Raw genomic sequence first — 24,794 nt, 5'->3', positions numbered from 1 at the left:
CGAGACGGGTGTGCGGTGCGGTCCGGCGCCTCAACGATCGCGGCGAGCCGGCTTGCGCGCGGCGCGTGGCGACCGGTGCGGGCGCGTATCGCCGAATCGGGATCGCGCGATGTCGCGCACCGCGTCGATCAGCGTGCGCGCGACCGGCGACGGTTGCGCGTCGGTGCGCAGCACGAGCCCGACCGGTTCGTCGGTGCCCGCGGACGGCAGCGGCAGGCGCGCCAGCGCACCGGCCGACAGATCGTATTCGGCCGCATAGAGCGGCACGAACCACACCGCGTCGTTTTCGAGCGCCAGCGCGCGCGCGACCGACACCGACAACACCTCGATGAACGAATCCAGCGGCGGCACGCCACATGCACCGAGCAGTTGTTCCGCCGACTGGCGGATCAGCGTGCCGAACGGCGGCAGCACGACCGGGTAGCGCGCGAGCTCGGTGGCCGGCGCCGCGCTCGACAGCAGCGGATGCCCGGCGCGCACCACCGCGACGAGCGGCTCGTTGTACAACTGCTCGAACGAGAGCCCGATCATCCGCTCCGGCTCCGACAGCCGCCCGATCGCACATTCGATCGCACCTGACTTCAGGCGCTCGAGCAAATCGGCGTTCGCGGCCGTCGCGATCCGCACGACGACGCGCGGCCAGCGTTCGGTGAGCGCCTTCATCAACGCCGGCGCGAGCGATGCCGCGACGGTCGGCAGCATGCCGATTTCGAGCGTCGCGGCGGCGGCCCCGCTCTCGCGCGCGAGCAACCCGATACCCTGCCGCAACGCCAGCACGCACGCGTTCGCATGCGGCATGAACAACTGCGCCTCGCGGGTCGGCTGCGCGCCCTGCCGGCCGCGTTCGAACAGCTTCACGCCGAGGATCGCCTCCAGTTCGGCGATCGTCTTCGAGACGGCCGGCTGCGTGATCGACAGGCTTTCGGCCGCCTTCTGCACGCCGCCCAACTGCGCGACCGCGAGAAAGCACTGCAGGTGCCGGAACTTGACGCGGCCGTCGGCGATACGGTTATTCATAACGGGTGGTTATGCGATTGACGATGAAACGCCATTTTGCATAACTTTCCGGATAGTCCCAAGCAGTCGTTGATACGTCACGCGTCCCGCCGCAACGCGTGGAAGCCGGTCGGCTCCCAGATCCGCTTCGCGATCAGCAGCCCCGTCCCGTGTTTCTGCCCGAGCGGCGCGGACGACGATTCCGCATGCAGTGCGGCGGCCTTGCTGCGCAGGCGGCGCAGCTCCTGCTCGAGTTCCGCGGCGGCCGCCTCGGTCAGCATCCCTTGCGAGAACGTCATCGTCTCGCCCGCGCCGTCGAAGCGGCTGTCGAGGAAATCACCGAGCGCGTGCGTGTGGAAATAACGCCGGATCGGGCCGCCCGGCAGCCAGTCGAAATCGCGCGCGACGCGCACGCGAATCCGGTCGCCCGGCAGCAGCGCGACGACGTTCATCCGGTCGAGCATCAGCAGGTATTTCACGCACTCGGCTTTCGTCACGCGATAAGCCGACACGATGTCCTCGACGGTCCAGTAGTTGATCGCGCAGACGGCCACGAGCAGCAGCTTCTCGTCCGACACGAGCAGCGCCTCCTGCTGCTCGGTCAGCACGTGCAACCGCGGCGCCGACGCCGAGGCCTCCTGCACGAGCTCGGCCAGCGTGTAGCCGAGCAGCTGTGCGATCTCCGCGACGCGCTCGAGCGTAAAGCGGCCGCTCGCGAACAGCCGTTTCACGCTCGTCTCGGATACGTCGAGCGCACGCGCGACATCGCGGTAGGTCATTCCCTGCGCCTTCAACTGGCGCTTCAGCGTTTCGATGAGTTGGGCGGTTTCGGTCATTTTGGTATCGAAAAATGATGCTTAAAGTCAGATATTAGGCCACCTGCGCAGGCAGATGAACACGTTTTAGTACTTGTCTGCATAATCCGCTCCTTCCTGTCACTCAACGACGGAGCCGAAATGGCCACCCGAACCGAAACCGCAGCCTACGAACCGCACCACGCCGCACCGCGCGATGCCCGCGATACGGATCGCACGATGCCGCTCGCCACCGTCCGCACGCTGGCCGCCAGCGCGCATGTCGGCGATCTCATGTTCATCCGCGTGCCGGCCGGCTCGCCGAGCGATGCGGCCGGCGCGACGGGTGCGTGGGCCAATCGCTTCGGCATCGTCGTCGATACGTCGGGCGACGAACCCGTGATCGCCGAGCCCGCGCTGGCGTGGACGAAACTCTCGCCGCTGTCGCGCTTCGTCGCCCGTACCGAGGGCGGACGCATCGCGCTGGCGCGCCGCGTCGCGGCACCGACGGCCGACGCGCAACGCCGGATACACGCGGCGGCCGAACAGCGGATCGACGCGCTGCTCGGCAACCGCTTCAACGTGCGGGCGCGACGCGGTTTCTGCGTGCAGTACCTGAGCGACGTGATCGGCGCCGACCGCGCAGCGACGCCGGCCGCACTACTGCGCAGCGGCGCGCTGTCGCTCGAATTCGACGGAATCGTGTTCGATCCCGGCCGCAAATGACGGCAGGCAGGCTCAGGGAGGCCGGATAACAACAAGAACAAAAGACAAAAAATAGCGACGGGCTGGCTGGAGGGCCGTGCACGGGGTCGTCACCGACGACGCGAAGCCCGATCGCTTTCATCCGCCGGACAGGCATCCTGTCCGGCGGATTTTTCATGGGCGCGCCAAACATAACCATCCGTTATGCGTCTCGCGAAAAAAGGTCATTTTGCATAACCTTTCGGATTGGCTAAAGTCGTGCCATCCACTTTGCGAAAAACCTATCAGGAGACGCCCGATGGATTCCCCCACGATCCTCACGCCGCGCGACTGGCCGTCGCATCCGGCCTATGTCCACCCCGAGTACCGCTCGTCCGTGAAGCGCGGCCCGACGCGCCCGATGATCCCGCTGAAGGAAAAGCTGCGCGACCAGTACGCGCCCGTCTACGGCGCCGAAGATCTCGGCGCGCTCGATCACGACCTGACGAAGAACGCGGTGAAGAACGGCGAGCCGCTCGGCGAGCGCATCGTCGTCACCGGCCGCGTGCTCGACGAAGGCGGCCAGCCCGTGCGCAACACGCTCGTCGAGGTATGGCAGGCGAACGCGGCCGGACGCTACGTGCACAAGGTCGACCAGCACGACGCGCCGCTCGACCCGAACTTCCTCGGCGCGGGCCGCTGCCTGACCGACAACGAAGGCCGCTACCGCTTCCTGACGATCAAACCCGGCGCGTATCCGTGGGGCAACCATCCGAACGCGTGGCGCCCGAATCACATCCACTTCTCGCTGTTCGGCGATTACTTCGGCTCGCGTCTCGTCACGCAGATGTACTTCCCCGGCGATCCGTTGCTCGCGTACGACCCGATCTTCCAGGGCACGCCTGAAGCAGCGCGCGACCGCCTGGTCTCGCGCTTCTCGATGGACATCACCGAAGAAGGCTATGCGCTCGGCTACGAATTCGACATCGTGCTGCGCGGCCGCGACGCCACCCCGATGGAGCGCTGAACCATGACGACGCTGAAGCAAACCCCTTCGCAAACGGTCGGCCCGTACTTCGCATACGGCCTGTGCCCGCAGCAATACGACTACGACCTGAAAAGCCTGTTCACGCCGACGATCGCAGCCACCCACGCCGAAGGCGAGCACGTGCTGCTGGTCGGGCAGGTGTTCGACGGCGACGGCAAGGTCGTCAACGACGCGCTGCTCGAATTCACGCAGGTGGACGGCGCGGGCCGCTACCCGGCGTCGCGCGACGACATCGCGAAATCCGGCTTCACGGGCTTCGCGCGGGTCGGCACGGGCACCGATGCGCAGCACCGCTTCGTCGTCGAGACGGTGAAGCCGGGCCGCATCGCCGCCGACGAGGCGCCGCACATCAACGTGACCGTGATGATGCGCGGGATCCTCACCCATGCGTTCACGCGCGTGTACTTCGACGACGAAGCCGCGGCGAATGCGGCCGACCCCGTGCTGAACACGGTGCCGGCCGAGCGCCGCGCGACGCTCGTCGCGAAACGCGACGCGCAGCCGGGCCGCCCGGTCGTCTACCGCTTCGACATCCGCATGCAGGGGCCGGAAGAAACCGTGTTCTTCGACGTGTGACGCATGGGCCGGCGCACGCCGGCTCCGCCCGCCACCGCAGCGCCGCGTGGCGCGATACCGACAGGCATCGCGTCACGCGGCGTTTTTCGTGTTCCGTCGCCTTCTTTCGATGCTGCGCCGCATCGCGTCAGGCCACGGGGGCCGATGTCCTTTGCCCGTGGCTTCTGTCCCCCACATCGAACGCGCGATTGAAACGCTTGCTGCGACAGCACATAAGTCGTCCGTTCGGTGGTGTATCGTTTGCGCGTTATGCGGCGTATGCTTCGTTATCCGCAACGAGCCGACGGAATTGAATCGAACTAAGCAACAATTACGCAAGTAATGCGCGACACCGCCCGGCCGGCTGTGCGCGCATTTTTTTCTGACCGTGTGCCTTTAAACGCGTCTGACCGAATTTGGCAGGCGCGTATTTTTTTGCGGCTGCGGCACCGGCGAGCAGACCTGGCGCGCCCGCCGGCAGCCCCTTCCGGTCAACGCCGGATTTCCAGATACCGGCTCGGCGTATCGCCCAGGATCCGGCGAAACGCCGACGTGAACGCGCTCGCGCTCGCGTAACCGAGATCGAGCGCGACGCGCGTCACCGGCTGCCCGTCGCTCAGGCGGGAAATCGCCGCGAGCATGCAGACCTGCTGGCGCCACGCGGCGAAACTCACGCCCGTCTGCGCGCGGAACTGTCGCGTGAAGGTGCGCCGGCTCACGCCCGCGTCGGCGGCCACCTGGTCGAGATCGGCCGCGATCGACGGTGACGCGAACAGGTGCCGGCACACCTTCGCCAGCCGCGCGTCGGCCGGCAGCGGCGCATGCAGCGACAGGCGCGGCATCGTCGCGATTTCCGCGATCAGCAGCGCCATCAGCTTGCCCGCGCGCCCGTCGACGTCGTACATGGCCGGCAGGTCGATCGCATCGTCGATCAATTGCCGCAGCAGCGGAGACACGCCATACACGCCGCATTGTTCAGGCAGGCCCGCGTCGAGCGCGGCGTCATCCGAGACGAACGTGTTGAGCATCGTGACCGGCCCGGTCATCGTCATTTCGTGCCGCACGCCGGCCGGCACCCAGCAGGCCCGCTGCGGCGGCACCAGCCAGCGGCCGTGCGGCGTCGACACGCTGATCGTGCCGCGCGACGCGAACGCGAATTGCCCGCGCCCGTGCGCGTGCTCCGGAAACGTCGTGCCCGCCGCATAGTCGTTGGCGGTCACGACCACGCTCCGGGGAATGTGTTCGTAAGGGTCCAGCAGCGTATTTCTCACGGCCCGAATTCCATCATCAATGACCCGATATCGAAGGCGGGTCACCTTCGATCGATCTACGATCCGCTCCAGGCTTGCGCGACCTCACGGTCGCAAGACCCGTCGGCCTGATCGGCCGAATTGCAACCTCATCGGAGCGGACATGCCGAATACGTTTCATCGCGTGGGGGACGGCCCCCACCCTGTTCTCGTGCTGCACGGCTGGTTCGGCGACGCCCGCGCGTTCGAACCCGTCGAAGCCTGGCTGTCGCGCGAGCACTTCAGCTATGTGTTCATGGACTACCGCGGCTACGGCCGCATGCGCGACACACCCGGCGACTACACGATCGACGAGATCGCCGCCGACGCGCTCGCGCTCGCCGATGCGCTCGGCTTCCCGACCTTCAGCCTCGTCGGCCATTCGATGGGCGGCATGGCGATCGAGAAGATCGCCGCCGTCGCGCCCGAACGCGTGCGTGCGCTGGTGCCGATCGCGCCCGTGCCGTGCGGCGGCCTGCCGTTCGACGCCGGGCGGCGCGCGCTATTCGAGCGCGCCGCCGGCACCCTCGCCGATCGCCGGACCATCATCGATCGCAGCACGGGCGGCCGGCTGCCCGCCGCCTGGGTCGAGTGGAAAGCCGCGTATTCGGCAGCCTGTGCGTCGGCGCAGGCGTTCGGCGCGTACTTCCGCGCGTGGGCCGATACGGATTTCAGCGGCGAGATTACCGGCGTCCATCCGGTGAAAGTACTGATCGGCGAGCACGATCCGGCGTTCGACGCGGCGCTGATGGCGCGCACCTACCTGCGGCGCTACCCGCTCGCCACCGTCGACGTGCTGCGCAATGCGGGCCACTATCCGATGAACGAGACGCCGCTCGCGCTGGTCGCGGCGATGGAAGCATTCCTGCTTGCCGCGGCAACCCATCCCGTCGTCATCGACTGACACGCCACGCGCAGGCGGCATCGTCGCGGCGCGCATCACCGCAACATGAACGACATCGCCGACAAGCTGTTCAGCGTGCGCACCACATGCTCGACCGAAGGCCCGTCGAAGCGCAGCGTCACCGCATCGACGCGCTCGAGCGACGGCAGCACGCAGAACAGATCGGCGAGCGCGGCCGTCTGCACGCGCAGCGTGCAAGCGGCCGGCGCGGGTCGATGCGCGCCGGCGCGCCAATCCGACGACAACGCTCGCGCGACCGTCTCGCGCGCGGCGGTCGCGATCCGGGCGCACGAGGCAGCGGGCGTGAGCGTGTCGCCGCTCGACGCACCGCCGGCCGTCTTCAGCGTTTCGAAATGCGCGTCCGGAAACAACGGTTGGGTTTCCTCAGCGAATACATCGTCGCCCGTCGCCAGCGCGACGTGCGCGCCGTATTCACGCGCCAGCGCGCCATACAGCCCGGCTTCACCGAGCTCGACGCCGTTCAGCCACACCTGCGTGAACGCGAAGCTGTTGATCGTGTGCGCAAGCACGCCACGCGCCTGCGATTTCGCGTGATAGCCGATCATGAACACGAGGTCGGGCCGCTGTTCGAGGCCCGCCATCATCCCGAGCATGCGCGGCTTGCCGAGCACGACGCGCGCGCGTGCATCGAGCCCGTCCGGCAGCAGGTTGCGATACCCGCCGTGCGAATCGTTGACCCAGACGGCCTGTGCGCCACCCGCGAACGCGCCTTCGATCGCCGCGTTCGCCTCGGCGGTCATCCAGCGGCGCGCGCGCTCGTATTCCGGATTGCCGGCGCGGGTCTGCTCGACGGCGAATACGCCGGCGACGCCCTCGATGTCGGTCGAAATCAGGATCTTCATGATGGGGTAACACGCCCTTCGTTGTCTTCGTTGAACAGGTGATCGAGATCGGGCACCGCATCGCGCAGCGATTGCCGCACGTGAGCATCGCGCCCGGCGACCGTCACGGCCTGCAGCAGCGCATCGGCGATCGCGTGCTCGACGCTTTCGGTCGCGGCCATGAACAGCGGATCGAGCGCCGCGTCGGCCACGAGAGCCGGCAGCGCGACGTACGACGCGTCGTGCGCGATCGTGTACGCGGTCGAGAATGCGAGTGCGATGTCGCCGCTGCCGTGCCCGTAGACCGAACCCGTGCGGGCCAGCCCCGCGCCCGCGCGGCGCGCGAGCCGCGACAGTTGCCGCGCGTCGAGCGGCGCATCGGTCGCGAGCAGCAGGATGATCGAGCCCTGCTCGGGCGGCGCCGCATGCGCGGCCGCAGCAGCCTGCCGTTGCGCGACGATACGCCCGAGCGGCACGCCGCCGAGCGTCAGCATCGGCAGCCGGCCGAAATTCGCGAGCACGAGCGCGCCGACCGTATAGGGCCGGCCAGCCGCGACGGCGACGCGCGACGCCGAGCCGATGCCGCCCTTCAGGTCGAAGCACGACATGCCACGCCCGGCGCCCACCGCGCCGCGCACGACGTCGCGCGATGCGGCGCGGCACGCGTCGTCGTAATGCGCGGCCGTGACCGCGAACGCCTGGATATCGTTCAGGTAACCGTCGTTGCACTCGAACACGAGCGGGTTGACGGTCGACCAGTCGCGGCCGATTTGCGGATTCGCCGCGATCGCCGCACGGATCTGCGCCTGCGCCACTGCGCCGACGCCGAACGTGTTGGTCAGCGCGATCGGCGTGTCGAGCGTGCCGAGTTCGGCGACCTGCACGAGCCCGACGCTCTTGCCGAAGCCGTTGATTACGGCCGCGCCGGCCGGCACCTTGCTGCGGTACACGTCGCCCGGATGCGGCTTCACGACGGTCACGCCCGTCTGCACGCCGCCGGCGGCGAGCGTGCAATGGCCGACCGTCACGCCCGGCACGTCGGCGATCGTGCCGCGCGGCCCGGCCGGCAGCGTGGCGGCCCACATCGGTGCAGTGCGCATCAGCGGCGCTCCAGTTTGGGATCGAGCGCGTCGCGCAGGCCATCGCCGAGCAGGTTGAACGCGAGCACGGTCAGGAAGATGGCGAGGCTCGGGAAGATCGCGACGTGCGGCGCCGTCACCATGTCCGCGCGCGCCTCGTTGAGCATCGCGCCCCACTCCGGCGTCGGCGGCTGCGCGCCGAGCCCGAGGAACGACAGGCTCGCGGCCGTGATGATCGACGTGCCGATCCGCATCGTGAAGTAGACGACGACCGACGAAACGGTGCCCGGCAGGATGTGCCGCATGACGATCGTCCAGTCCGACGCGCCGATGCTGCGCGCGGCCTCGACGTAGGTCATGTGCTTGAGCATCAGCGTGTTGCCGCGCACGAGCCGCGCGAACGCCGGGATGCTGAAGATCGCGACCGCGCAGATCACGTTGATCATCCCGTTGCCGAGGATCGCGACCACGCCGATCGCGAGCAGGATGCCCGGGAACGCGAACAGCACGTCGGCCACGCGCATCGTGATGCGGTCCCACCAGCCTTCGTAGTAGCCGGCGAGCAGCCCGAAGATCGTGCCGATCAGCGCGCCGAGCGCGACCGAGAAGAAGCCGGCCGCGAGCGAGATGCGCGTGCCGGCGACGATCCGGCTGAAGATGTCGCGGCCGAGCGAATCGACGCCGAACCAGTGCACGGCCGACGGCCCCGCGTTCAGCGCGTCGTAGTCGAAGTAGTTTTCCGGATCGAACGGCACGATGTGCGGGCCGACGAACGCCAGCACGACGAGCAGCAGCACGAAGCCGCCCGCGACCAGTGCGACGGTCTGCTTGCGGAACTTGCGCCAGAATTCACGCCACGGCGTGCGGATCGCGGTCGATGCGGCCGGTGCCGCGGTCGGGACAGTCGCGTTCATGCGCGCCTCACTTGAACCGGATGGTCGGGTTGATGACCGCGTACAGCACGTCGACGGTCAGGTTGATCAGGATGAATTCGAGCGAGAACAGCAGCACGATCGCCTGGATCACGGGGTAGTCGCGCATCGTCACCGCATCGACGAGCAGCCGCCCGAGCCCCGGCCAGTTGAACACGGCCTCGACGACGATCGAGCCGCCGAGCAGGAAACCGAACTGCAGCCCCATCATCGTGACGACGGGGATCATCGCATTGCGCAGGCAGTGCTTGAGCACGACCATCGGCTCGTGCACGCCCTTCGCGCGCGCGGTGCGCACGAAATCCTCGTTCAGCACCTCGACGAACGATGCGCGCGTGAAGCGCGCCATCACGGCCGCGACGGCCGCGCCGAGCGTCAGCGACGGCAGCACGTAGCTCTTCCATGTGCCGTCCGGCACGACCGGCAGCCAGCCAAGCTTCACCGAGAAGATCTCCATCAGCAGCATGCCCAGCGCGAACGCGGGAAACGAGATGCCCGACACCGCGATCGTCATCCCGAGGCGGTCGGGCCAGCGATTGCGCCATACCGCCGACGCGATCCCGATCGCCATGCCGAACGCCGTCGCCCACGCCATGCTGACGAGCGTGAGCATCAGCGTCGGCATGAAGCGCTCGCCGATCTCGGTCGACACCGGCCGCTTGCTGCGCGTCGACACGCCGAAATCGCCGTGCGCGATCTTCACGAAGAAGTTCGCGAACTGCGTCGGCATCGACTGGTCGAGGCCGAGGTCGGCCCGCACGAGCGCGACCGTCGCGTCGTCGGCTTCGGGGCCGGCCGCGAGCCGCGCCGGGTCGCCCGGCAGCAGGTGCACGAACAGGAACACCAGCACCGCGACGATCGCGAGCGTGGGCAGCAGGCCGAACAGGCGTTTGACGAGAAAATTCAGCATGGGGCACCGATCGAATCAGCGCGCCGGCAGCTTGCGCCGCCGGCGCCGCGTGGCGGGCAAACCGCCGTCATTTCACCGAAATCTCGTCGAAGTTGAACGAGCCGTCCGGCATCACGTACATGCCCTGCAGACGCTTGCTGCGCGCGTAGACGATCTTCTCCTGCACGAGGAAGATCCACGGCGCGTCGGCCCAGATCTGCTTCTGCGCATCGGCGTAGAGGGCCGCCTTCTTCGCGCGGTCGGTCGTCGCGAGCGCCTGCGCGAGATCGTCGTCGACCAGGCCGTTCTTGTAGTACGCCGTGTTGTACAGCTTCGGCGGCGCCGACTCCGACGCGAGCAGCGGCGACAGCGCCCAGTTCGCCTCGCCGGTCGACGCCGACCAGCCGCTGTAGTACATCCGCACCGGCGCCTTCGCCGGATCCTGGGCGCTCTCCACCCGCGCGACCCGCTCGCCGGCCTCGAGCGCCTGCACCTGCACCTTCACGCCGACCTGCGCGAGCTGCTGCTGCACGAACTGGATCAGCTTCTGCGCCGTCGTGTGGTTGTAGGCGGACCAGAGCGTCGATTCGAAGCCGTTCGGGTAGCCGGCCTCCTTCAGCAACGCGCGCGCCTTCGCCGGGTCATACGGCCAGGGCCCGAGCTTCGTCCCGTATTCGACGCCCAGCGGCGCCACCCCGGTCTGTGGTGTCGCGTAACCGGCGAACACGACCTTCGCGAGCGCATCCTTGTTGATCGCGTAGTTCAGCGCTTCGCGCACCTTCGGGTTGTCGAACGGTTTTTGCCGCGTGTTCAGCGAGATGTAGCGTTGAATGATCGACGGCGCCTCGATCAGGTCCACCTTCGGGCTGCTTTTCAGATCGTTCGCCTGCTCGAACGGAATCGTGAACGCGAAATCGGCCTCGCCGGTCTTGATCAGCGCGGCGCGCGTGTTGTTGTCGACCACCGGCTTCCAGTCGATCGAGTCGACCTTCGGATAGCCCTTCTTCCAGTAGCCGGCGAATTTCTTCACCTTCATGTCGTCGGTCTGCTTCCACTCGACGAACTCGAAGGGCCCGGTGCCGACCGGATGCAGCGACACGTCGCGCCCCCACTTCTTCAGCGCGGCCGGCGAAATCATCACCGCGGACGGATGCGCGAGCGTGTTGACGAACGCCGAGAACGGCTCGCGCAACGTGAAGCGCACCGTGGTCGGATCGACCACTTCGGTCTTCTCGATCACCCGGAACAGGCCGAAACGCTTCAGCTTGTTCGCCGGATCGGTCACGCGGTCGAAGTTCGCCTTCACCGCGGCCGCGTTGAAATCGGTGCCGTCGTGGAATTTCACGCCCTGGCGCAGCTTGACCGTGTACACCTTCGCGTCCGGCGACGCCGTATAACTGGTCGCGAGCACGTTCACGAGCTTCATGTTCTTGTCGAAACCGAACAGGCCCTCGTAGAACGACTTGACGACCGCCTGCGACACCGTATCGTTCGCGTCGTACGGGTCCATCGTCGTAAACGTCGAGTACACGGCGACCACGACGTTCTGCTGCGCGAACGCGGGCACCGCGGCCGACAACGCGAGCGCGCCGGCACCCGCAGCGAGCAGCGCGCGCGGACGGAACATCGGGAACGAATACGGCTTGTTCATCTTGTTGGGCTCCTGTGGATGATTCGGTAACGCGTGGTGGAAATCGCGGCGTGACTGCACCCGCTCGGGATAAAGACGCCGTTGTCTCGCTCGTGCGCAGCTGCGGTCCATATGCGGCCTGCCGTGCGTTCAGTACGCGCCGCCGACGCGATGCGTCGCGACGTAATGATCGGGGCCGACCGCGACCAGCGGCGCGACGACCGGCTCGTCGCCGGCCGCGCGGATCGGGCTCGGAATTTCGTCCGCCGCGAGCTGGCGCGGCGCATGCCGGCGCGCGGGATCGGCCACCGGCACCGCGCTCATCAGCTTCTTCGTGTACGGATGCTGCGGCGCTTCGAACACCGCGCGGCGCGGGCCGATCTCGACGATCTGGCCGAGATACATCACCGCGACGCGATGGCTGATGCGCTCGACGACGGCCATGTCGTGCGAGATGAACAGATACGCGACGCCGAGCTCGCGCTGCAGGTCGAGCATCAGGTTGACGATCTGCGCCTGCACCGACACGTCGAGCGCGGACACCGACTCGTCGGCGATCACGACCTTCGGGTTCAGCGCGAGCGCGCGCGCAATCGCGATCCGCTGCCGCTGCCCGCCCGAGAATTCGTGCGGATAGCGGCGCGCGGCCTCGGGCGGCAGGCCAACCTTGTCGAGCAGCCAGTCGACGCGCGCCTGCGCTTCACGGCCGCTCGCGACGCCGTGCACCAGCAGCGGCTCCATGATCGAAAAGCCGACCGTGATTCGCGGGTTCAGCGACGCGAACGGATCCTGGAAGATGAACTGGATGTTCCGGCGCAGCGCCTGCAGGTCCGCGCCCTTCATCGCGCTGATGTCGCGGCCGTCGAATTCGATCGAGCCGCTTTGCGATTCGACGAGGCGCAGCAGCGAACGACCGGTGGTCGACTTGCCGCAGCCCGATTCGCCGACGAGCGCGAGCGTCTCGCCCGCACGCAGCTCGAAGCTCACGCGCTCGACCGCATGCACGTACTGCGACACGCGACCGAACACGCCGCTCTTCACCGGAAAACGCGTGACGAGATCGCGTACGCGCAGGATCGGCGCCGAGGCCGGATCGACGTGCGGTTGCGCGGCCGGTGCCGCGGGCACGGCTGCCGCGCCGTCCACCTTCAGCAGCGGGAATTTCTCGGGGATGTCGGTGCCCTGCATCGAGCCGAGCCGCGGCACGGCCGCCAGCAATGCGCGCGTGTAACGATGCGCGGGCGCCGCGAAGATGCGATCCGACTCGCCCTCCTCGACCTTCTCGCCGCGATACATCACGAGCACGCGATCGGCCACTTCGGCCACCACGCCCATGTCGTGCGTGATGAAGATCACGCCCATGTTCATCTCGTCCTGCAACCCGCGGACCAGTTGCAGGATCTGCGCCTGGATCGTTACATCGAGCGCGGTCGTCGGCTCGTCGGCGATCAGCAGCGCGGGCCGGCACGACAGCGCCATCGCGATCATCACGCGCTGCCGCATCCCGCCCGACAACTGGTGCGGATAGCGCGCGAACACGCGGCGCGCCTCGGGAATGCGCACGAGGTCGAGCAGCCGCAGCGCTTCCGCGCGCGCTTCGGACGCGCTCTTCGACTGGTGCAGTGCGATCGCCTCGCTGATCTGGTCGCCGACCGTAAACACCGGGTTCAGCGATGTCATCGGCTCCTGGAAGATCATCGCGATATCCGCGCCGCGAATGCCGCGCATCGTCGCGGCGCTCGCCTGCGCGAGATCGACGAGCGCGCCGCCGCGGCGCCGGAACGCGATCCGGCCGCCCGTGATCGCACCGCCGCCATGCTCGACGAGCCGCATCAGCGCGAGCGACGTGACCGACTTGCCCGAGCCCGATTCGCCGACGATCGCGAGCGTCTCGCCGCGGTCGACGTGAAACGACACGTTGCGCACCGCGTCGAACGTCTCGCCTTCGCGGCGGAACGTCACCGACAGGTCGTCCACGGCGACGACACGCTGCTCGGGCAGCACCAGGCCGGACGGGTTACGGCTCGAACTCATGCGTGGGTCTCCTCGTGCGATCCGGAATCAGGCCGCATCGTCGCGGTAAATGCCGACGACAGGCGCTTCGCCGACGCGCGCATAGCCGCGGTACATCCCTTCGGTATTGAACGGCATCGCGACGTTGCCGTGCGCGTCGACCGCGATGATCCCGCCGCGGCCCGCCAGGCGAGGCAGCTTGTTCATCACGGCGTCGTGCGCGGCGTCGGCGAGCGACGCGCCGCGATAGGCGATCTGCGCGGCGACGTCATGCGCGGTCGCGAGCCGGATGAACATCTCGCCGGTGCCCGTCGCGGATACCGCGCAGGTCGCGTCGTCCGCATAGCAGCCCGCGCCGATGATCGGCGAATCGCCGACACGCCCCGGCTGCTTGTTCGTGATGCCGCCCGTCGACGTCGCCGCCGCGACATGGCCGTGCAGGTCGCACGCGACCGCGCCGACCGTGCCGTGCTTGCGGTCCGGATCGAGCGGTTCGGCCGGCTGCGATTGCGCTTGCGATTTGCCGAACGCGAACGCCGCCGCATCGTGGTCGAGCATCGTGCCGGCCGCCGCGCGCGCCTTGACCCACTGCGCGTGACGCGTTTCGGTGTCGAAGTAGCCGGGCTCCGCGAGCTCGAGCCCCTGCGCGGCAGCGAACGCGTCGGCGCCCGCGCCGGCGAACAGCACGTGTTCGCTCGCCTCCATCACGCGCCGCGCGGCCAGCACCGGATTGCGCACGCGCGTCGCGCAGCAGATCGCGCCAGCGCCGAGCGTCGCGCCGTCCATGACCGCCGCGTCGAGTTCGTGCCTGCCTTCGGCCGTATACACGGCGCCGCGCCCGGCGTTGAACAGCGGACAGTCTTCGAGCATCCGCACCGCGACGGTCACGGCGTCGAGCGCGCTGCCGCCGTCGGCCAGCACCTGCTGCGCGGCCTGCAGGATCGCGGTCAGTTCGGCGCGGTACTGGCGTTCGGTGTCGGTGTCCATCGCATCGCGCAGGATCGTGCCTGCGCCGCCGTGAATCGCGACGATCGCGGAAGAAGTCATGATTTTTTCGGACGAGGGGAAGAAGGGTTGGCGGCGGACAGCGCCGCTTGCGGCTGCACGAGCCACGGCAGCAGGAATTCGGTCATCTCGGCGGCGGACTTCGCGGAACGGTGCGTGCGCAGCGCGACCGCGTCGATCAGCGCCTCGATCATCGTCAGCACGGCCGCTTCCGACGTGGCCGCGAAGCGCCGTTCGGCCTTGACGTACAGGTTCAGCGACGCGACCGGCGCAAGCGGCGATTGCGGGCCGTCGGAGATGCCGAGCACGCGCGCGCCGCGCGCCGCCGCGCGGCGGGCCAGCTCGATCGTGTCCTTCACGTAGCGCGGGAACGCGAGTGCGATCACGAGATCGCGGGAATCGGCCGTATACAGGCGCCGCGCCGCGTGCGAAGGGCCGCCGAGCAACGCGAGCGACTGCACGTTGTCATGGCACACGGACAGCCCGTGCTCCATCAGCCCGGTGAGAAACGCGCTCGACCCCGCGCCGAGGATCAGCACGCGCCGCGCGCCGACGATCGCCTCGACCGCGGCCTCGACGTCGGCCGCGTCCAGTTGCGCACGCGTGTTCTCGATGTTGGCGACGGCCTGGTCGAACACCGCGTCGATCCACACGGCGCCGCGCACGCCCGGCTCCTGCTCCTGCGCCGAACGCAGCCGCTCGACCGGCCCGAGCGTCGCCTCGAAGCCGCGCACGAGCGCCGCGCGCATCGCCGGATAGCCGTCGAAACCCAGCGCCTTCGCGAAGCGGTTCGCGGTCGCGATCGACGCATTGACGGCCTGGGCGAGTTCGTCGATGCGCATCGTCGCCGCGCGAAACGGATTCGCGAGCACGAACTCGCCCATGCGCCGATGGATCGGCGTCATCAACGGCATGGCCGACGCGATCCGCTCGGCAATGGCGGGTTCGTCGTGGCTGGCGTCGTGCGGAACGAGAGGCGTCATGCGAATGGTTGTTGCAAGGTAGATGAAAATGAATTTACACAATCTGCGAACGAGAAAAAAATAAACTTTCATGAAGGTTGTCGCGCCGCATCCGGTGCCGGTGGACCGTCTGCCCATCGCTCAGCCCCGCCGCACGGGTGTTCGGCACGAGATCACGATGCGCGTCCCCCGCTTCTCTGTCACCCGCTTATCGGGAAAACCCCGAGCCCGTTCGCTCGAATGCAGATGCGGCATTGCGGCGCGACGCACGCTCCCGCGCTGAAGCACGTGTTCGTGATCGCCCGGCGCAGCGGCATTCGGACAGCATTCGCGCGGCCTTTCCGGGCGGTTCGGGGTCGCTGCGATGACGCCTGGAATGAAGGCCGTCGCCGAGCGGTTTCCCTGTCGCGCAAACGCGTCGCGACCGATGGCCTGCGGCCGTATCCCGCGCAGCAGGTTCGACCTGCCGCTCGCCTGATCGGGCGTCGCGTGAGCCATACGGGTTTTCCCGACCGTCTCCATCCCTTACAATTCGTCAGGTTTATCCCTTCTGCATATCCCTTCTTGCAGTCCTGACACCGCGGTACACTCGACGCACGCCGTATCAGGGTCCGACGCGCAACCTGTGCGCCGGGCGGCGTTGCGCCTCGTTGCGCCCACAACTGGATGCCCGCCATGCCAGAGTCCCGTCCCTCCCCCCGCACGACATTCAAGCCGCAGGTCGTCCTGCCCGCGCTCGCAGTCATCGGCGCACTGCTCGTCGTGTGCGCGCTGCTCCCGAGCGAAGCCGGCGCGCTGTTCGCCGCCGGCCAGCAATGGGTCATCGCGCGCTTCGACTGGTTCTACGTGCTCGCCGTCACCGGGTTCCTCGTGTTTCTCGTGCTGATCGCCGCGAGCGATTTCGGCAACATCCGGCTCGGCCCCGACGACGCCGAACCCGAATTCAGCTTCGTGTCGTGGACGGCGATGCTGTTCGCGGCCGGCATGGGCATCGGCCTCATGTACTTCGGCGTCGGCGAGCCGATGCAGCATTTCCTGAAACCGCCGACCGTCGACCCCGGCACGCCCGCCGCCGCGCGCGAAGCGATGCTGATGACCTTCTTCCACTGGGGTTTCCATGCGTGGGCGATCTACGGGCTGATGGGGCTCGTGCTCGCGTACTTCGGCTTTCGCTACAACCTGCCGCTGACGCTGCGCTCCGGGCTGTACCCGGTGCTGCGCGAACGCATCAACGGCTGGATCGGCCACACGGTCGACGCGTTCGCGCTGGTCGGCACGGTCGCCGGCATCGCGACGACGCTCGGCTACGGCGTGATGCAGTTGAGCGCGGGCCTGCATACGGTGGCCGGCTGGGACACGGGCAGCAACGTGTTCCGCATCGGGCTCGTCGCGGTCGTCGTGATCCTCGCGGGCGTGTCGGCCGCGACCGGCCTCGACAAGGGCGTGCGGCGGCTGTCCGAGCTGAACCTGCTGCTGGCGTTCCTGCTGCTCGCGTTCGTGGTCGTCGCGGGCCCGACGCTGTTCCTGTTCCGCGCGCTCGGCGACAACATCGGCCAGTACCTGTCGAGCCTCGTCGCCCTGTCGTTCCGCACGTACGCGTATGCGCCGCCTCGCGAGGAAGGCTGGTTCGGCGGCTGGACGATCCTCTACTGGGCGTGGTGGGTGTCGTGGTCGCCGTTCGTCGGCATGTTCATCGCGCGCATCTCGCGCGGCCGCACGATCCGTCAGTTCGTGATCGGCGTGCTGCTCGTGCCGACCGCGTTCAACCTCGTGTGGATGACCGTGTTCGGCAACAGCGCGATCTGGCTCGATACGCACGGCGCGGCCGGCGCGCTCGCGCAGAACGCCACCAATGTCGACGCGCTGCTGTTCCGCTTCTTCGATTTCCTGCCGCTGTCGCAATCGCTGTCGATCGCCGCGATCGTGCTGATTGCGGTGTTCTTCGTCACGTCCGCCGATTCGGGCGCGTTCGTGATCGACCAAATCGCGACACGCGGCAACGAGCATTCTCCCGTATGGCAACGGCTGTTCTGGGCCGCGCTGCTCGGCGTGACGGCCGCGGTGCTGCTCGTCGCGGGCGGGCTCGGCGCGCTGCAGGCGATGACGCTGATCGCCGCGCTGCCGGTCGCCATCATCATGCTCGCGCTCTGCTACGGGCTGTGGCGCGGGCTCGCAGCCGACCGCGCGCACTATTCGCAGGACGTCGCGCCTGCGACGACCTTCTGGACCGGTCAGCACTGGCGCCACCGCCTCACGCACATCCTGCGGCAAACGACCGAGGCCGAGGCGCGCCAGTTCGTCGTCGAGACGATCGAGCCCGCGCTGCGCAAGGTCGCCGACGAGCTGCGCGCGAGCGGTGTCGATGCGCACGTGCAGCGCGACAGCGACGACGCGGTGCGGCTCACCGTGCCGACCGCCGAACACCGCGATTTCGTGTACGGCGTGCGCGTGACGGTGAAATCCGCGGCTGCGTTCCTGGTACGTGAGGCAGCCGAACCGGAATCGGCGCGCGCGCATGTCTACGGGATCGTCACGTTCTTCGAGGACGGGCGGCTCGGGTACGACGTCGAATACCTGCGCGGCGACGAAGTGATCGCCGACGTGCTGCGCCAGTACGAACGCTACGTGTCGCTCGCGGCCGACACGCGCACGCATCTGCTGAGCCGCGCACCGGGGCACGCGACGGAGGCCGAATGAACGCGCACGCCGCAGCCGCGCCTGCGCCGCGCCGGTTTGCCGCGCGGGACGGCGCCGCACACGGAGCCGCACGATGAACGGGCTCCTGCACGATCGCACCGCCGACTTCATCGCGCTCGGCACGCTCGCCGTGCTTTACCTCGGCGGCGCCGGCATCGCGCTGTGGCGAATCCGTGCCGCGGCACGGCGCGGCAAGGTCTACTGGATCGTCTGCATGGTGCTGCTGGCCGGCGGCGCCATCGCGATGGGCGGCAACCTGTCGCCCGTGCCGGACAGCGGGGAGATGCCGCCCGGTTTCGCGCTCGGCGTCGAAGCCGTCCTGCTCGGCCTGGCGTTCGTTGCGGCGGGTTGCGCGTGGCTGATGCTGCGCGTGCGCAAACGCTGACACGCACCTTCCCTTCATCACGCGGCCCTGTCGAATCGTGCGCGAACGGCGGCGCGCACGGCCGGCAGGCGGCCCTTTCCTGATCCGCCTTTTATCGCAACGCGTTACGCGGACGGCGCACGCGCCGTCACGAGCCAGCACGCCGCGTCGAAACGCACCTCCGCGCCATGCACGTAACGCTCGAACGCGGCGCGCACCGTGTCGACCACGCGCCGCTTCGTCGCGTCGTCCGTCTCCAGCAGCGCAAGCCCGACCGGCCCCAGCCGCGCGATGTAGTCGTCCAGCGCGGGCTCGGGCAATACGCACGCCCGATCGACCGGCTCGATCGCGATGTCGGCCCAGCCGCTGTCCGACAGCACCGATGCAATCCGCTGCCGGTCGCCGAATGCGAACTGCCCCGGCGCGCCGGGCCGACGCGCGGGCAGGTTCGGCAGCAACGGTGCGGCGGCCCGCTCGGCCGTCGTCATGAACGGGTTGTCGTCCATACCGCGCCACGCGACGAACCGCATCTGCGCATTCGGCCGCGCCGCGTGACGCAGATTCGTAAAGGCCCCGACCGGATCGTCGAAGAACATCACGCCCAGACGCGACACGATCAAGTCGACGCTCGCGGGCGCGAACGCATGCGTCTGCACGTCCGCGCACACGAAGCTGGCGTGAACGCCGCTGCGTTCGGCGCGCGCCTGCGCCGCATCGATCATCCAGGACGAGATATCGATGCCCGTGCATTGCGCGTTCGCGCCGAGCCGCCGCGCGATCGCGAGCGTGACCGCGCCCGTGCCGCAGCCGACATCGAGCACGCTGCGCGCGGATGACGCGGCCGCCGCGTCCGCGAGCAGCGTTTCGAATGGCGTGAACATCCGGTCGAGCGACACCTGCGCATCGACCCACGCGCGCCCCGACGGGCCGTTCCACAGCGCAGACTGTGCGTCGTTCGGACGTTTGGTTTCCATCGTCGATTTCCTTTCTGCTTCATGGGTCATGAACCGGACTGTGCTTCTTCAAGCCGGCTTGAAGTCAAGACCCCGGCCGCGATCCGCCGCCCTGTCCGACGCCCGCCCGTATTCGGATGCGCCGTTTTTTTCACATTTCTTACATTCACGCTGCGTATCGTTGACGACTTTCCTACGGTGCCTCCCATGCGACGACTCCTCCCGCGCGCACTGCTCGCGCGCTGCGCCCCGCTTGTTGCCCTCGCCGCGTTGTCCGCGTGCTCGAATCACATCGATACGCCGGCCGATCCGGCCAGTGCGTCGGTCAACGTCCAGGCCGCATGGGTCGAGATCGGCGATGCGAACCAGGCGATCGCGCGCGTCATCACGAACTACAACCCCGCGTCGGCCAGCGATCCGCTGTGCCCGCAACTGACCGTCAACGGCAAGCTGTCGCGCATGACGCTGCGCGCGGGCACCGCGACCGCGGCCCAGCGGCCGACCGCCAGCGATCCGTCCGATTCGAAGCCGTCGAGCTTCCCGGTATCCGTCTGCGAGGCGACGCTGCCGGCCGACGCGCAGTCGGCGAGCGTCGCGGGCCGCACGCTGCCGCTGCCGAAAGCGCAGCCGCAGCGCATCGCGATCATTGCCGACACGGGCTGCCGGATGAAGAAGGCCGACAACGCATGGCAGGCGTGCAACGACGCGACGGTCTGGCCGTTCGATACGATCGCGGCGAGCGTCGCGAAGCTGTCGCCCGACCTGGTGCTGCACGTCGGCGACTATCACTATCGCGAGAACGCATGCCCGCCCGACATCGCAGGCTGCAAGGACAGCCCATGGGGCTATGGCTGGGATACGTGGCAGGCCGACCTGTTCCGCCCGGCCGCACCGTTGCTCGCGAAGGCGCCGTGGGTCGTCGTGCGCGGCAACCACGAGGAATGCGCGCGCGCGGGCCAGGGCTGGTTCCGCTTCCTCGACCCGCGCCCGTATTCGGCCGCGCGCTCGTGCGACGATCCGGCCAACGACAACGACGCGAACTACTCGGAACCGTATGCGGTGTCGCTCGGCGGCGGCTCGCAGGTGATCGTGTTCGACACCGCGAAGGTCGGCCGCAATCCGCTCAAGACGACCGACGCGCAATTCCGCGTCTACCAGAAGCAGTTCCAGACGGTGGCATCGCTCGCGTCGAAGGCCGGCATGACGACGACGATCTTCACGAACCATCATCCGATCCTCGCGTTCGCGCCGATCGCCGGCAGCACGCCCGCGCCGGGCAACCTCGCGCTGCAGTCGGTGATGTCGAGCCTCAACGCACAGGCGTACTACCCGCCCGGCGTGCACGTCGCGCTGCACGGGCACGTGCACGATTTCCAGGCGATCAATTTCTCGTCCGGACACCCGGCGACGATCGTGTCCGGCAACGGCGGCGACAACCTCGATGTCGCACTGCCCGACCCGTTCCCGGCCGGCCTGACGCCCGCGCCGGGCGCCGTGATCGAGCGGCTGTCGCACAACAACAGCTTCGGCTTCCTGATCATGGAGCGCAACGCAGCGCCGGCGACGGGCTGGATGTTCCATGCGTATTCGGCGGCCGGCAAGCTGCTCGCGTCGTGCAACCAGTCGGGCACGACGCTCGCGTGCGACAAGACGGGGTTCATTGCGCCGTGACGAGGAGTGACGAAGTTCGATGTGCCGGCCGCCTCGTGCGCGGCCGGCAAACGCTGCACGCGCTTGCCGCGGCCGTGCTCGCCGGCCTGGCGTTCGCGGCCCACGCCGCGCCGCTCGAGACGGTCCTGCTTCCCGGCGCGCCGCCGTCGCGCGTCGTCGGCACGATCGGCAACGGCACGCCGCAGGTAACGGGCAAGATCGACGCGGCCACCGCGCGCTTCGCGCCCGACCCGACGCTCGTCGCGCTCGGCCGCCGGATCTTCTTCGACCCGCGGCTGTCCGAGCCGCGCGGCATGTCGTGCGCGGGCTGCCACGATGCGGGGCGCGCGTTCGCGCCGACGCTGTCGGCGGCATCGCTCGCGGGCCCCGGCGTGCCGGAAGGCAGCCGGCACGGGCGCTTCAGCCAGCGCAATGCGCCGTCGCTGCTCTATGTACGCTACGTGCCGCGCCGCCACTTCTACCAGGACGACGACGCGCCCGCGCCTTCGCCGTTCGGCGGGCTGTTCAGCGACGGTCGCGCGGATACGCTCGCCGAGCAGATCCGCGGGCCGCTGTTCGATCCGAACGAGATGAACAACCGGTCGCCGGCCGCGCTGCTGCGCAAGGTCAATGCGACCGAACTCGCGCCCGATCTCGCCGCGCGCTTCGGCGCGCCGGTGCGGCGCGATCCCGAGCAACTGGTGCGCGCGCTGGGTTCGGCCATCGAGGCCTATCTGCAAAGCGACGAGATGGCGCCCTTCACGTCGCGCTTCGACGCGTTCCTGCGCACGCGCAAGCCGCTCGCGCCGGCCGAGATGCGCGGCCTCGCGCTGTTCCGGAATCCGGACAAGGGCAACTGCATGAGCTGCCATACGCTGTCGGAAACGTCGAGCCGCCCGGAGCGCTCGCTCTTCACCGATTTCGGCTATGACGCGATCGCCGTGCCGCGCAACCGCGCGCTGCCGGCGAACCGCGATCCGCGCCATTTCGACAACGGGCTGTGCGACACCGCGCGGCGGCTGCGCTGGCCGGAGCCGACCCAGTGGTGCGGCTACCTGCGCACGCCGGGGCTGCGCAACGTCGCGGTCAAGCAGACGTTCATGCACAACGGCGTGTTCACGACGCTGCGCGACGCGGTTGCGTTCTACAACACACGCTCGACCGATCCCGGCTTCTGGTATCACGGCGCGAAGACCTTCGACGACGTGCCGGCCGCCTATCGCGGCAACATCAACGTCAACTCGACGCCGATGAACCGCCGGCCCGGCACGCCGCCCGCGCTGTCCGAAACGGAAATCGACGATATCGTCGCGTTTCTCGGCACGCTGACCGACGCGCGCTATACGGGCATCGCCGTGCCCGCGACCGCCCGCGCCACCGGATCGCCGGACCGCCGAACGACCGCAGCGGCGCGCTGACCCTGGCCGAACGGCCAGCCGCATGCGCACCCGCTTGCGGTCGCTGCAAACACTGGTTATATTTACAGTACTGTATTTATGAACAGTGAGGCGCGCGATGGAACATCTGGTCCGTATCGTCAACGACACCGATCGCCAAGTGCTGGCGTGGCTGCGTACCCAAGCGGGCGATGCCCGCGTCGAGCGCGCGGCGCGCCAGCTCGGGCATACACGCAAGCCGTTTCCGTCGGCCGTCTGCCGGTATCTGGGCATGAGCGCGCCGGCCACGCTGCGCCAGGCCGAACGGCCGCGCGCCTCACGTGATTTCTCGGTCGGCGATCGTTACCTGTCGTTGATCCGCCAGCACCTCGCCACGCACTCGGCCAGCCGCTGAAATGGCGGCGGCATCGCGGCCGCAGTGGCGCAGCCGGCCAAGCCGGTCACGCATGCGCGAGCGCTGCGGCGGCTACAGCCGCGCTTATGCGGCGGCTGCCTCGCGGACGAGGCGGCCGAGCGTTTCGAAAGCCGCCTCGTGCGCCGCATCGGACACACGCGTGCAGGCGAGCCGGATATAGCCGTCGAAGCGGTCGGAATTCGAGAAAATCGAGCCGGGTGCGATCTTTACCCCGTGCGCCAGCGCCGCGTCGAACAGCGCATCGGAGCGCACGCCGTCCGGCAAGGCGATCCACAGCAGCATCCCGCCCGGCGGCTGGTTCATCCGGGTGCCGGCCGGGAAATGGCGCGCGATCGCGTCGATCGTCACGTCGCGCTGCACACGCAACTGTTCGCGGAACCGGTGCAGATGGCGGTCGAATGCGCCCGAGCCGACGAATTCCGCCGCCACGGCCTGCAGCAACGCTGCGTTGTGCCGGCTGTGCGCGAACTTCAGCATCTTCACGCGCGCATGCCAACGCCCCGCGCTCATCCAGCCGAGCCGCATCCCGGGGCCAGCACCTTGTTGAACGACGGGCAATAGATCACCGTGCCGTCGCGGTCCCAAGCCTTGACCGGCTTTACCGTCTGCGGCGCCTCGACGAGCTCGCGATACGGCTCGTCCTCGATCACGGCCACGCCGTGGCGCGCGCACAGCGCGACCAGCGCGGCCTTGCGCTCGTCGGGCATCACGCAGCCGAGCGGGTTCTGCAGGTTCGGCACGACCACCACGGCGCGAATGTCCGGGTACGCGGTCAGCGCCACTTCGAGCGCCTCGATCGACAGGCCGGTCGTCGGGCTGGCCGGGATTTCGAGCGCGCGCAGGCCGAGGCTTTCGAGCAACTGGATCAGGCCGAAGAAAGCCGGCGATTCGATCGCGATCGTGTCGCCGGGGCGCGCGACCGCACGCAGTGCGAGATTCACCGCGTCGACACCGCCGCTCGTCGACATCACGTCGTCCGGCGATACCGTTACGCCGTACGACAGCGCGCGCTTGGCCATCGTCTGCCGGAATTCGGGCGAGCCGCCGACGGGCCCCGCATCGGTCAGCAGCGTCGGCTTGCGGCGCAGCAGCCGGATCGCCAGCGCCTGCAGGCGCTCGGTCGGATACAGCGCGGCCAGCGCGGAGGCGCCGCCGAGGTTCAACGCATCGGTCGCCGCGTTCGCGCGGTCAATCACGCGCGACACGCGTTCGTGCAGGCCCGCGAACGGCGGCTCGACGCTCAGCGGCGGCCCGTCGCTCTCCGGCAGCGTTTCGAGCGCGGCCGACGCGCGGCGCCGCACGAAGTAGCCCGAGCGCGGCTTCGCCTCGCACCAGCCCGTATCCTCGAGCCGCCGGAACGCCTGGATCGCGGTCGACAGGCTCACGCCGTGCTGCGCCATGAACGCACGCACCGACGGCATCCGGTCGCCGGGCGACAGCGTGCCGGCCGCGATGATGCGGCGGTAATGCTCGGCGAGCCGCTCGTAAAGCGGTTCGCCGTTCATCGGCAACGGCGAGCGGGATGCGTCGGTGAGAGGTGTCATGCGGGCCATCGTGCCCGCGCAGCAGAAGGCCCGCCAGATACAGATTCGGGGAAAACCTGCCGATACAGCGACGCAAAATCGTCGCCTGCACCGCAACAGATTCCCATCCCCTGAATCTGTCGTGCCCGCCCCGGGTTCCCTAACCTGATTGC

The 24,794-nt window shown here is 68.5% G+C and carries 21 protein-coding genes and 1 pseudogene; 9 read left to right on the top strand and 13 right to left on the bottom strand.

Features of this window, described 5'->3' with window-relative positions; translation table 11 throughout:
* Window positions 1-30: 30 nt before the first annotated feature.
* The gene (gene pcaQ, locus BBJ41_RS19495; RefSeq protein ID WP_069747995.1) at window positions 31-1,017 is read right to left on the bottom strand and encodes a pca operon transcription factor PcaQ; all 987 of its coding nucleotides are present in this window, start codon (window positions 1,015-1,017) and stop codon (window positions 31-33) included.
* 77 nt (window positions 1,018-1,094) lie between these two features.
* Window positions 1,095-1,832 (bottom strand): helix-turn-helix domain-containing protein, encoded by a 738-nt coding sequence (locus BBJ41_RS19490; RefSeq protein ID WP_069747994.1) that lies wholly within the window; start codon window positions 1,830-1,832, stop codon window positions 1,095-1,097.
* A 120-nt stretch (window positions 1,833-1,952) separates the two neighbouring features.
* Between BBJ41_RS19490 and BBJ41_RS19485 the strand changes: the two genes are divergently transcribed.
* The 3 genes from BBJ41_RS19485 (at window position 1,953) to pcaG (ending at window position 4,098) form a co-directional block, all read left to right on the top strand.
* Entirely contained in the window at window positions 1,953-2,516 is a 564-nt protein-coding gene (locus BBJ41_RS19485) for a YiiX/YebB-like N1pC/P60 family cysteine hydrolase (protein WP_069747993.1), read from the top strand.
* A gap of 277 nt (window positions 2,517-2,793) precedes the next feature.
* Complete coding sequence (pcaH, locus tag BBJ41_RS19480) at window positions 2,794-3,501, top strand: protocatechuate 3,4-dioxygenase subunit beta (RefSeq protein WP_069747992.1); 708 nt, start codon at window positions 2,794-2,796, stop codon at window positions 3,499-3,501.
* Between the two features lie 3 nt (window positions 3,502-3,504).
* Window positions 3,505-4,098: a protocatechuate 3,4-dioxygenase subunit alpha gene (gene pcaG, locus BBJ41_RS19475; protein WP_069747991.1), complete on the top strand. Its 594-nt coding sequence runs from the start codon at window positions 3,505-3,507 to the stop codon at window positions 4,096-4,098.
* Between the two features lie 470 nt (window positions 4,099-4,568).
* On the opposite strand, the gene BBJ41_RS19470 is transcribed toward pcaG, so the two are convergent.
* Entirely contained in the window at window positions 4,569-5,348 is a 780-nt protein-coding gene (locus BBJ41_RS19470; protein WP_069747990.1) for an AraC family transcriptional regulator, read from the bottom strand.
* 142 nt (window positions 5,349-5,490) lie between these two features.
* Between BBJ41_RS19470 and BBJ41_RS19465 the strand changes: the two genes are divergently transcribed.
* On the top strand, window positions 5,491-6,270 hold the full coding sequence (locus BBJ41_RS19465) for an alpha/beta fold hydrolase (protein WP_069747989.1): 780 nt from the start codon (window positions 5,491-5,493) through the stop codon (window positions 6,268-6,270).
* A 35-nt stretch (window positions 6,271-6,305) separates the two neighbouring features.
* Here the strand turns inward: BBJ41_RS19465 and BBJ41_RS19460 are convergent, their stop codons facing one another.
* The 8 genes from BBJ41_RS19460 to BBJ41_RS19425 all read right to left on the bottom strand — a co-directional run bounded on the left by BBJ41_RS19460 (window position 6,306) and on the right by BBJ41_RS19425 (window position 15,643).
* A complete protein-coding gene (locus BBJ41_RS19460; RefSeq protein WP_069747988.1) occupies window positions 6,306-7,133 on the bottom strand; it encodes a M55 family metallopeptidase in 828 nt (275 codons plus the stop codon).
* Complete coding sequence (locus BBJ41_RS19455) at window positions 7,130-8,212, bottom strand: DmpA family aminopeptidase (protein WP_069747987.1); 1,083 nt, start codon at window positions 8,210-8,212, stop codon at window positions 7,130-7,132. The genes BBJ41_RS19460 and BBJ41_RS19455 overlap by 4 nt, the downstream gene beginning before the upstream one ends.
* Window positions 8,212-9,105, bottom strand: a complete 894-nt coding sequence (gene gsiD / locus BBJ41_RS19450; RefSeq protein WP_069747986.1) for a glutathione ABC transporter permease GsiD — start codon at window positions 9,103-9,105, stop codon at window positions 8,212-8,214. Before gsiD ends, BBJ41_RS19455 begins: the two co-directional genes overlap by 1 nt.
* A gap of 7 nt (window positions 9,106-9,112) precedes the next feature.
* Window positions 9,113-10,033, bottom strand: a complete 921-nt coding sequence (gene gsiC, locus BBJ41_RS19445) for a glutathione ABC transporter permease GsiC (RefSeq protein ID WP_069747985.1) — start codon at window positions 10,031-10,033, stop codon at window positions 9,113-9,115.
* Between the two features lie 67 nt (window positions 10,034-10,100).
* Window positions 10,101-11,663 carry a glutathione ABC transporter substrate-binding protein GsiB gene (gene gsiB, locus BBJ41_RS19440; protein WP_069747984.1) on the bottom strand — a complete coding sequence of 521 codons (1,563 nt, stop codon included), beginning with the start codon at window positions 11,661-11,663 and terminating at the stop codon, window positions 10,101-10,103.
* 129 nt (window positions 11,664-11,792) lie between these two features.
* Complete coding sequence (locus BBJ41_RS19435) at window positions 11,793-13,676, bottom strand: dipeptide ABC transporter ATP-binding protein (RefSeq protein ID WP_069747983.1); 1,884 nt, start codon at window positions 13,674-13,676, stop codon at window positions 11,793-11,795.
* 27 nt (window positions 13,677-13,703) lie between these two features.
* Window positions 13,704-14,702: an isoaspartyl peptidase/L-asparaginase family protein gene (locus BBJ41_RS19430; RefSeq protein ID WP_069747982.1), complete on the bottom strand. Its 999-nt coding sequence runs from the start codon at window positions 14,700-14,702 to the stop codon at window positions 13,704-13,706.
* Window positions 14,699-15,643, bottom strand: coding sequence for a MurR/RpiR family transcriptional regulator (locus BBJ41_RS19425; RefSeq protein ID WP_069747981.1), 945 nt, complete (start codon window positions 15,641-15,643; stop codon window positions 14,699-14,701). Before BBJ41_RS19425 ends, BBJ41_RS19430 begins: the two co-directional genes overlap by 4 nt.
* A gap of 654 nt (window positions 15,644-16,297) precedes the next feature.
* Here BBJ41_RS19425 and BBJ41_RS19420 point away from each other — a divergent pair.
* Together BBJ41_RS19420 and BBJ41_RS19415 are read left to right on the top strand one after the other, a co-directional pair.
* Window positions 16,298-18,319, top strand: coding sequence for a BCCT family transporter (locus tag BBJ41_RS19420; RefSeq protein WP_069747980.1), 2,022 nt, complete (start codon window positions 16,298-16,300; stop codon window positions 18,317-18,319).
* Between the two features lie 73 nt (window positions 18,320-18,392).
* On the top strand, window positions 18,393-18,704 hold the full coding sequence (locus BBJ41_RS19415) for a hypothetical protein (protein WP_069747979.1): 312 nt from the start codon (window positions 18,393-18,395) through the stop codon (window positions 18,702-18,704).
* A gap of 104 nt (window positions 18,705-18,808) precedes the next feature.
* Here BBJ41_RS19415 and BBJ41_RS19410 read toward each other — a convergent pair whose 3' ends face one another.
* Window positions 18,809-19,657 carry a class I SAM-dependent methyltransferase gene (locus BBJ41_RS19410; protein ID WP_069747978.1) on the bottom strand — a complete coding sequence of 283 codons (849 nt, stop codon included), beginning with the start codon at window positions 19,655-19,657 and terminating at the stop codon, window positions 18,809-18,811.
* Window positions 19,658-19,843: 186 nt separating this feature from the next.
* Here BBJ41_RS19410 and BBJ41_RS19405 point away from each other — a divergent pair, with 186 nt between their 5' ends.
* The 3 genes from BBJ41_RS19405 (at window position 19,844) to BBJ41_RS19395 (ending at window position 23,077) form a co-directional block, all read left to right on the top strand.
* A complete protein-coding gene (locus BBJ41_RS19405; RefSeq protein ID WP_069747977.1) occupies window positions 19,844-21,307 on the top strand; it encodes a metallophosphoesterase family protein in 1,464 nt (487 codons plus the stop codon).
* A gap of 74 nt (window positions 21,308-21,381) precedes the next feature.
* Entirely contained in the window at window positions 21,382-22,704 is a 1,323-nt protein-coding gene (locus BBJ41_RS19400) for a cytochrome-c peroxidase (protein ID WP_236872154.1), read from the top strand.
* A 97-nt stretch (window positions 22,705-22,801) separates the two neighbouring features.
* Window positions 22,802-23,077 carry a CppA family protein gene (locus BBJ41_RS19395; RefSeq protein WP_069747975.1) on the top strand — a complete coding sequence of 92 codons (276 nt, stop codon included), beginning with the start codon at window positions 22,802-22,804 and terminating at the stop codon, window positions 23,075-23,077.
* 84 nt (window positions 23,078-23,161) lie between these two features.
* Here the strand turns inward: BBJ41_RS19395 and BBJ41_RS19390 are convergent.
* Window positions 23,162-24,651: pseudogene (locus BBJ41_RS19390) on the bottom strand (aminotransferase-like domain-containing protein).
* Window positions 24,652-24,794 lie beyond the last annotated feature (143 nt).

Source organism: Burkholderia stabilis, assembly GCF_001742165.1.
Classification (GTDB): domain Bacteria; phylum Pseudomonadota; class Gammaproteobacteria; order Burkholderiales; family Burkholderiaceae; genus Burkholderia; species Burkholderia stabilis.
Note: the sequence above shows the minus strand (reverse complement) of the source record. Positions and strands in the feature narration are given on the sequence as shown.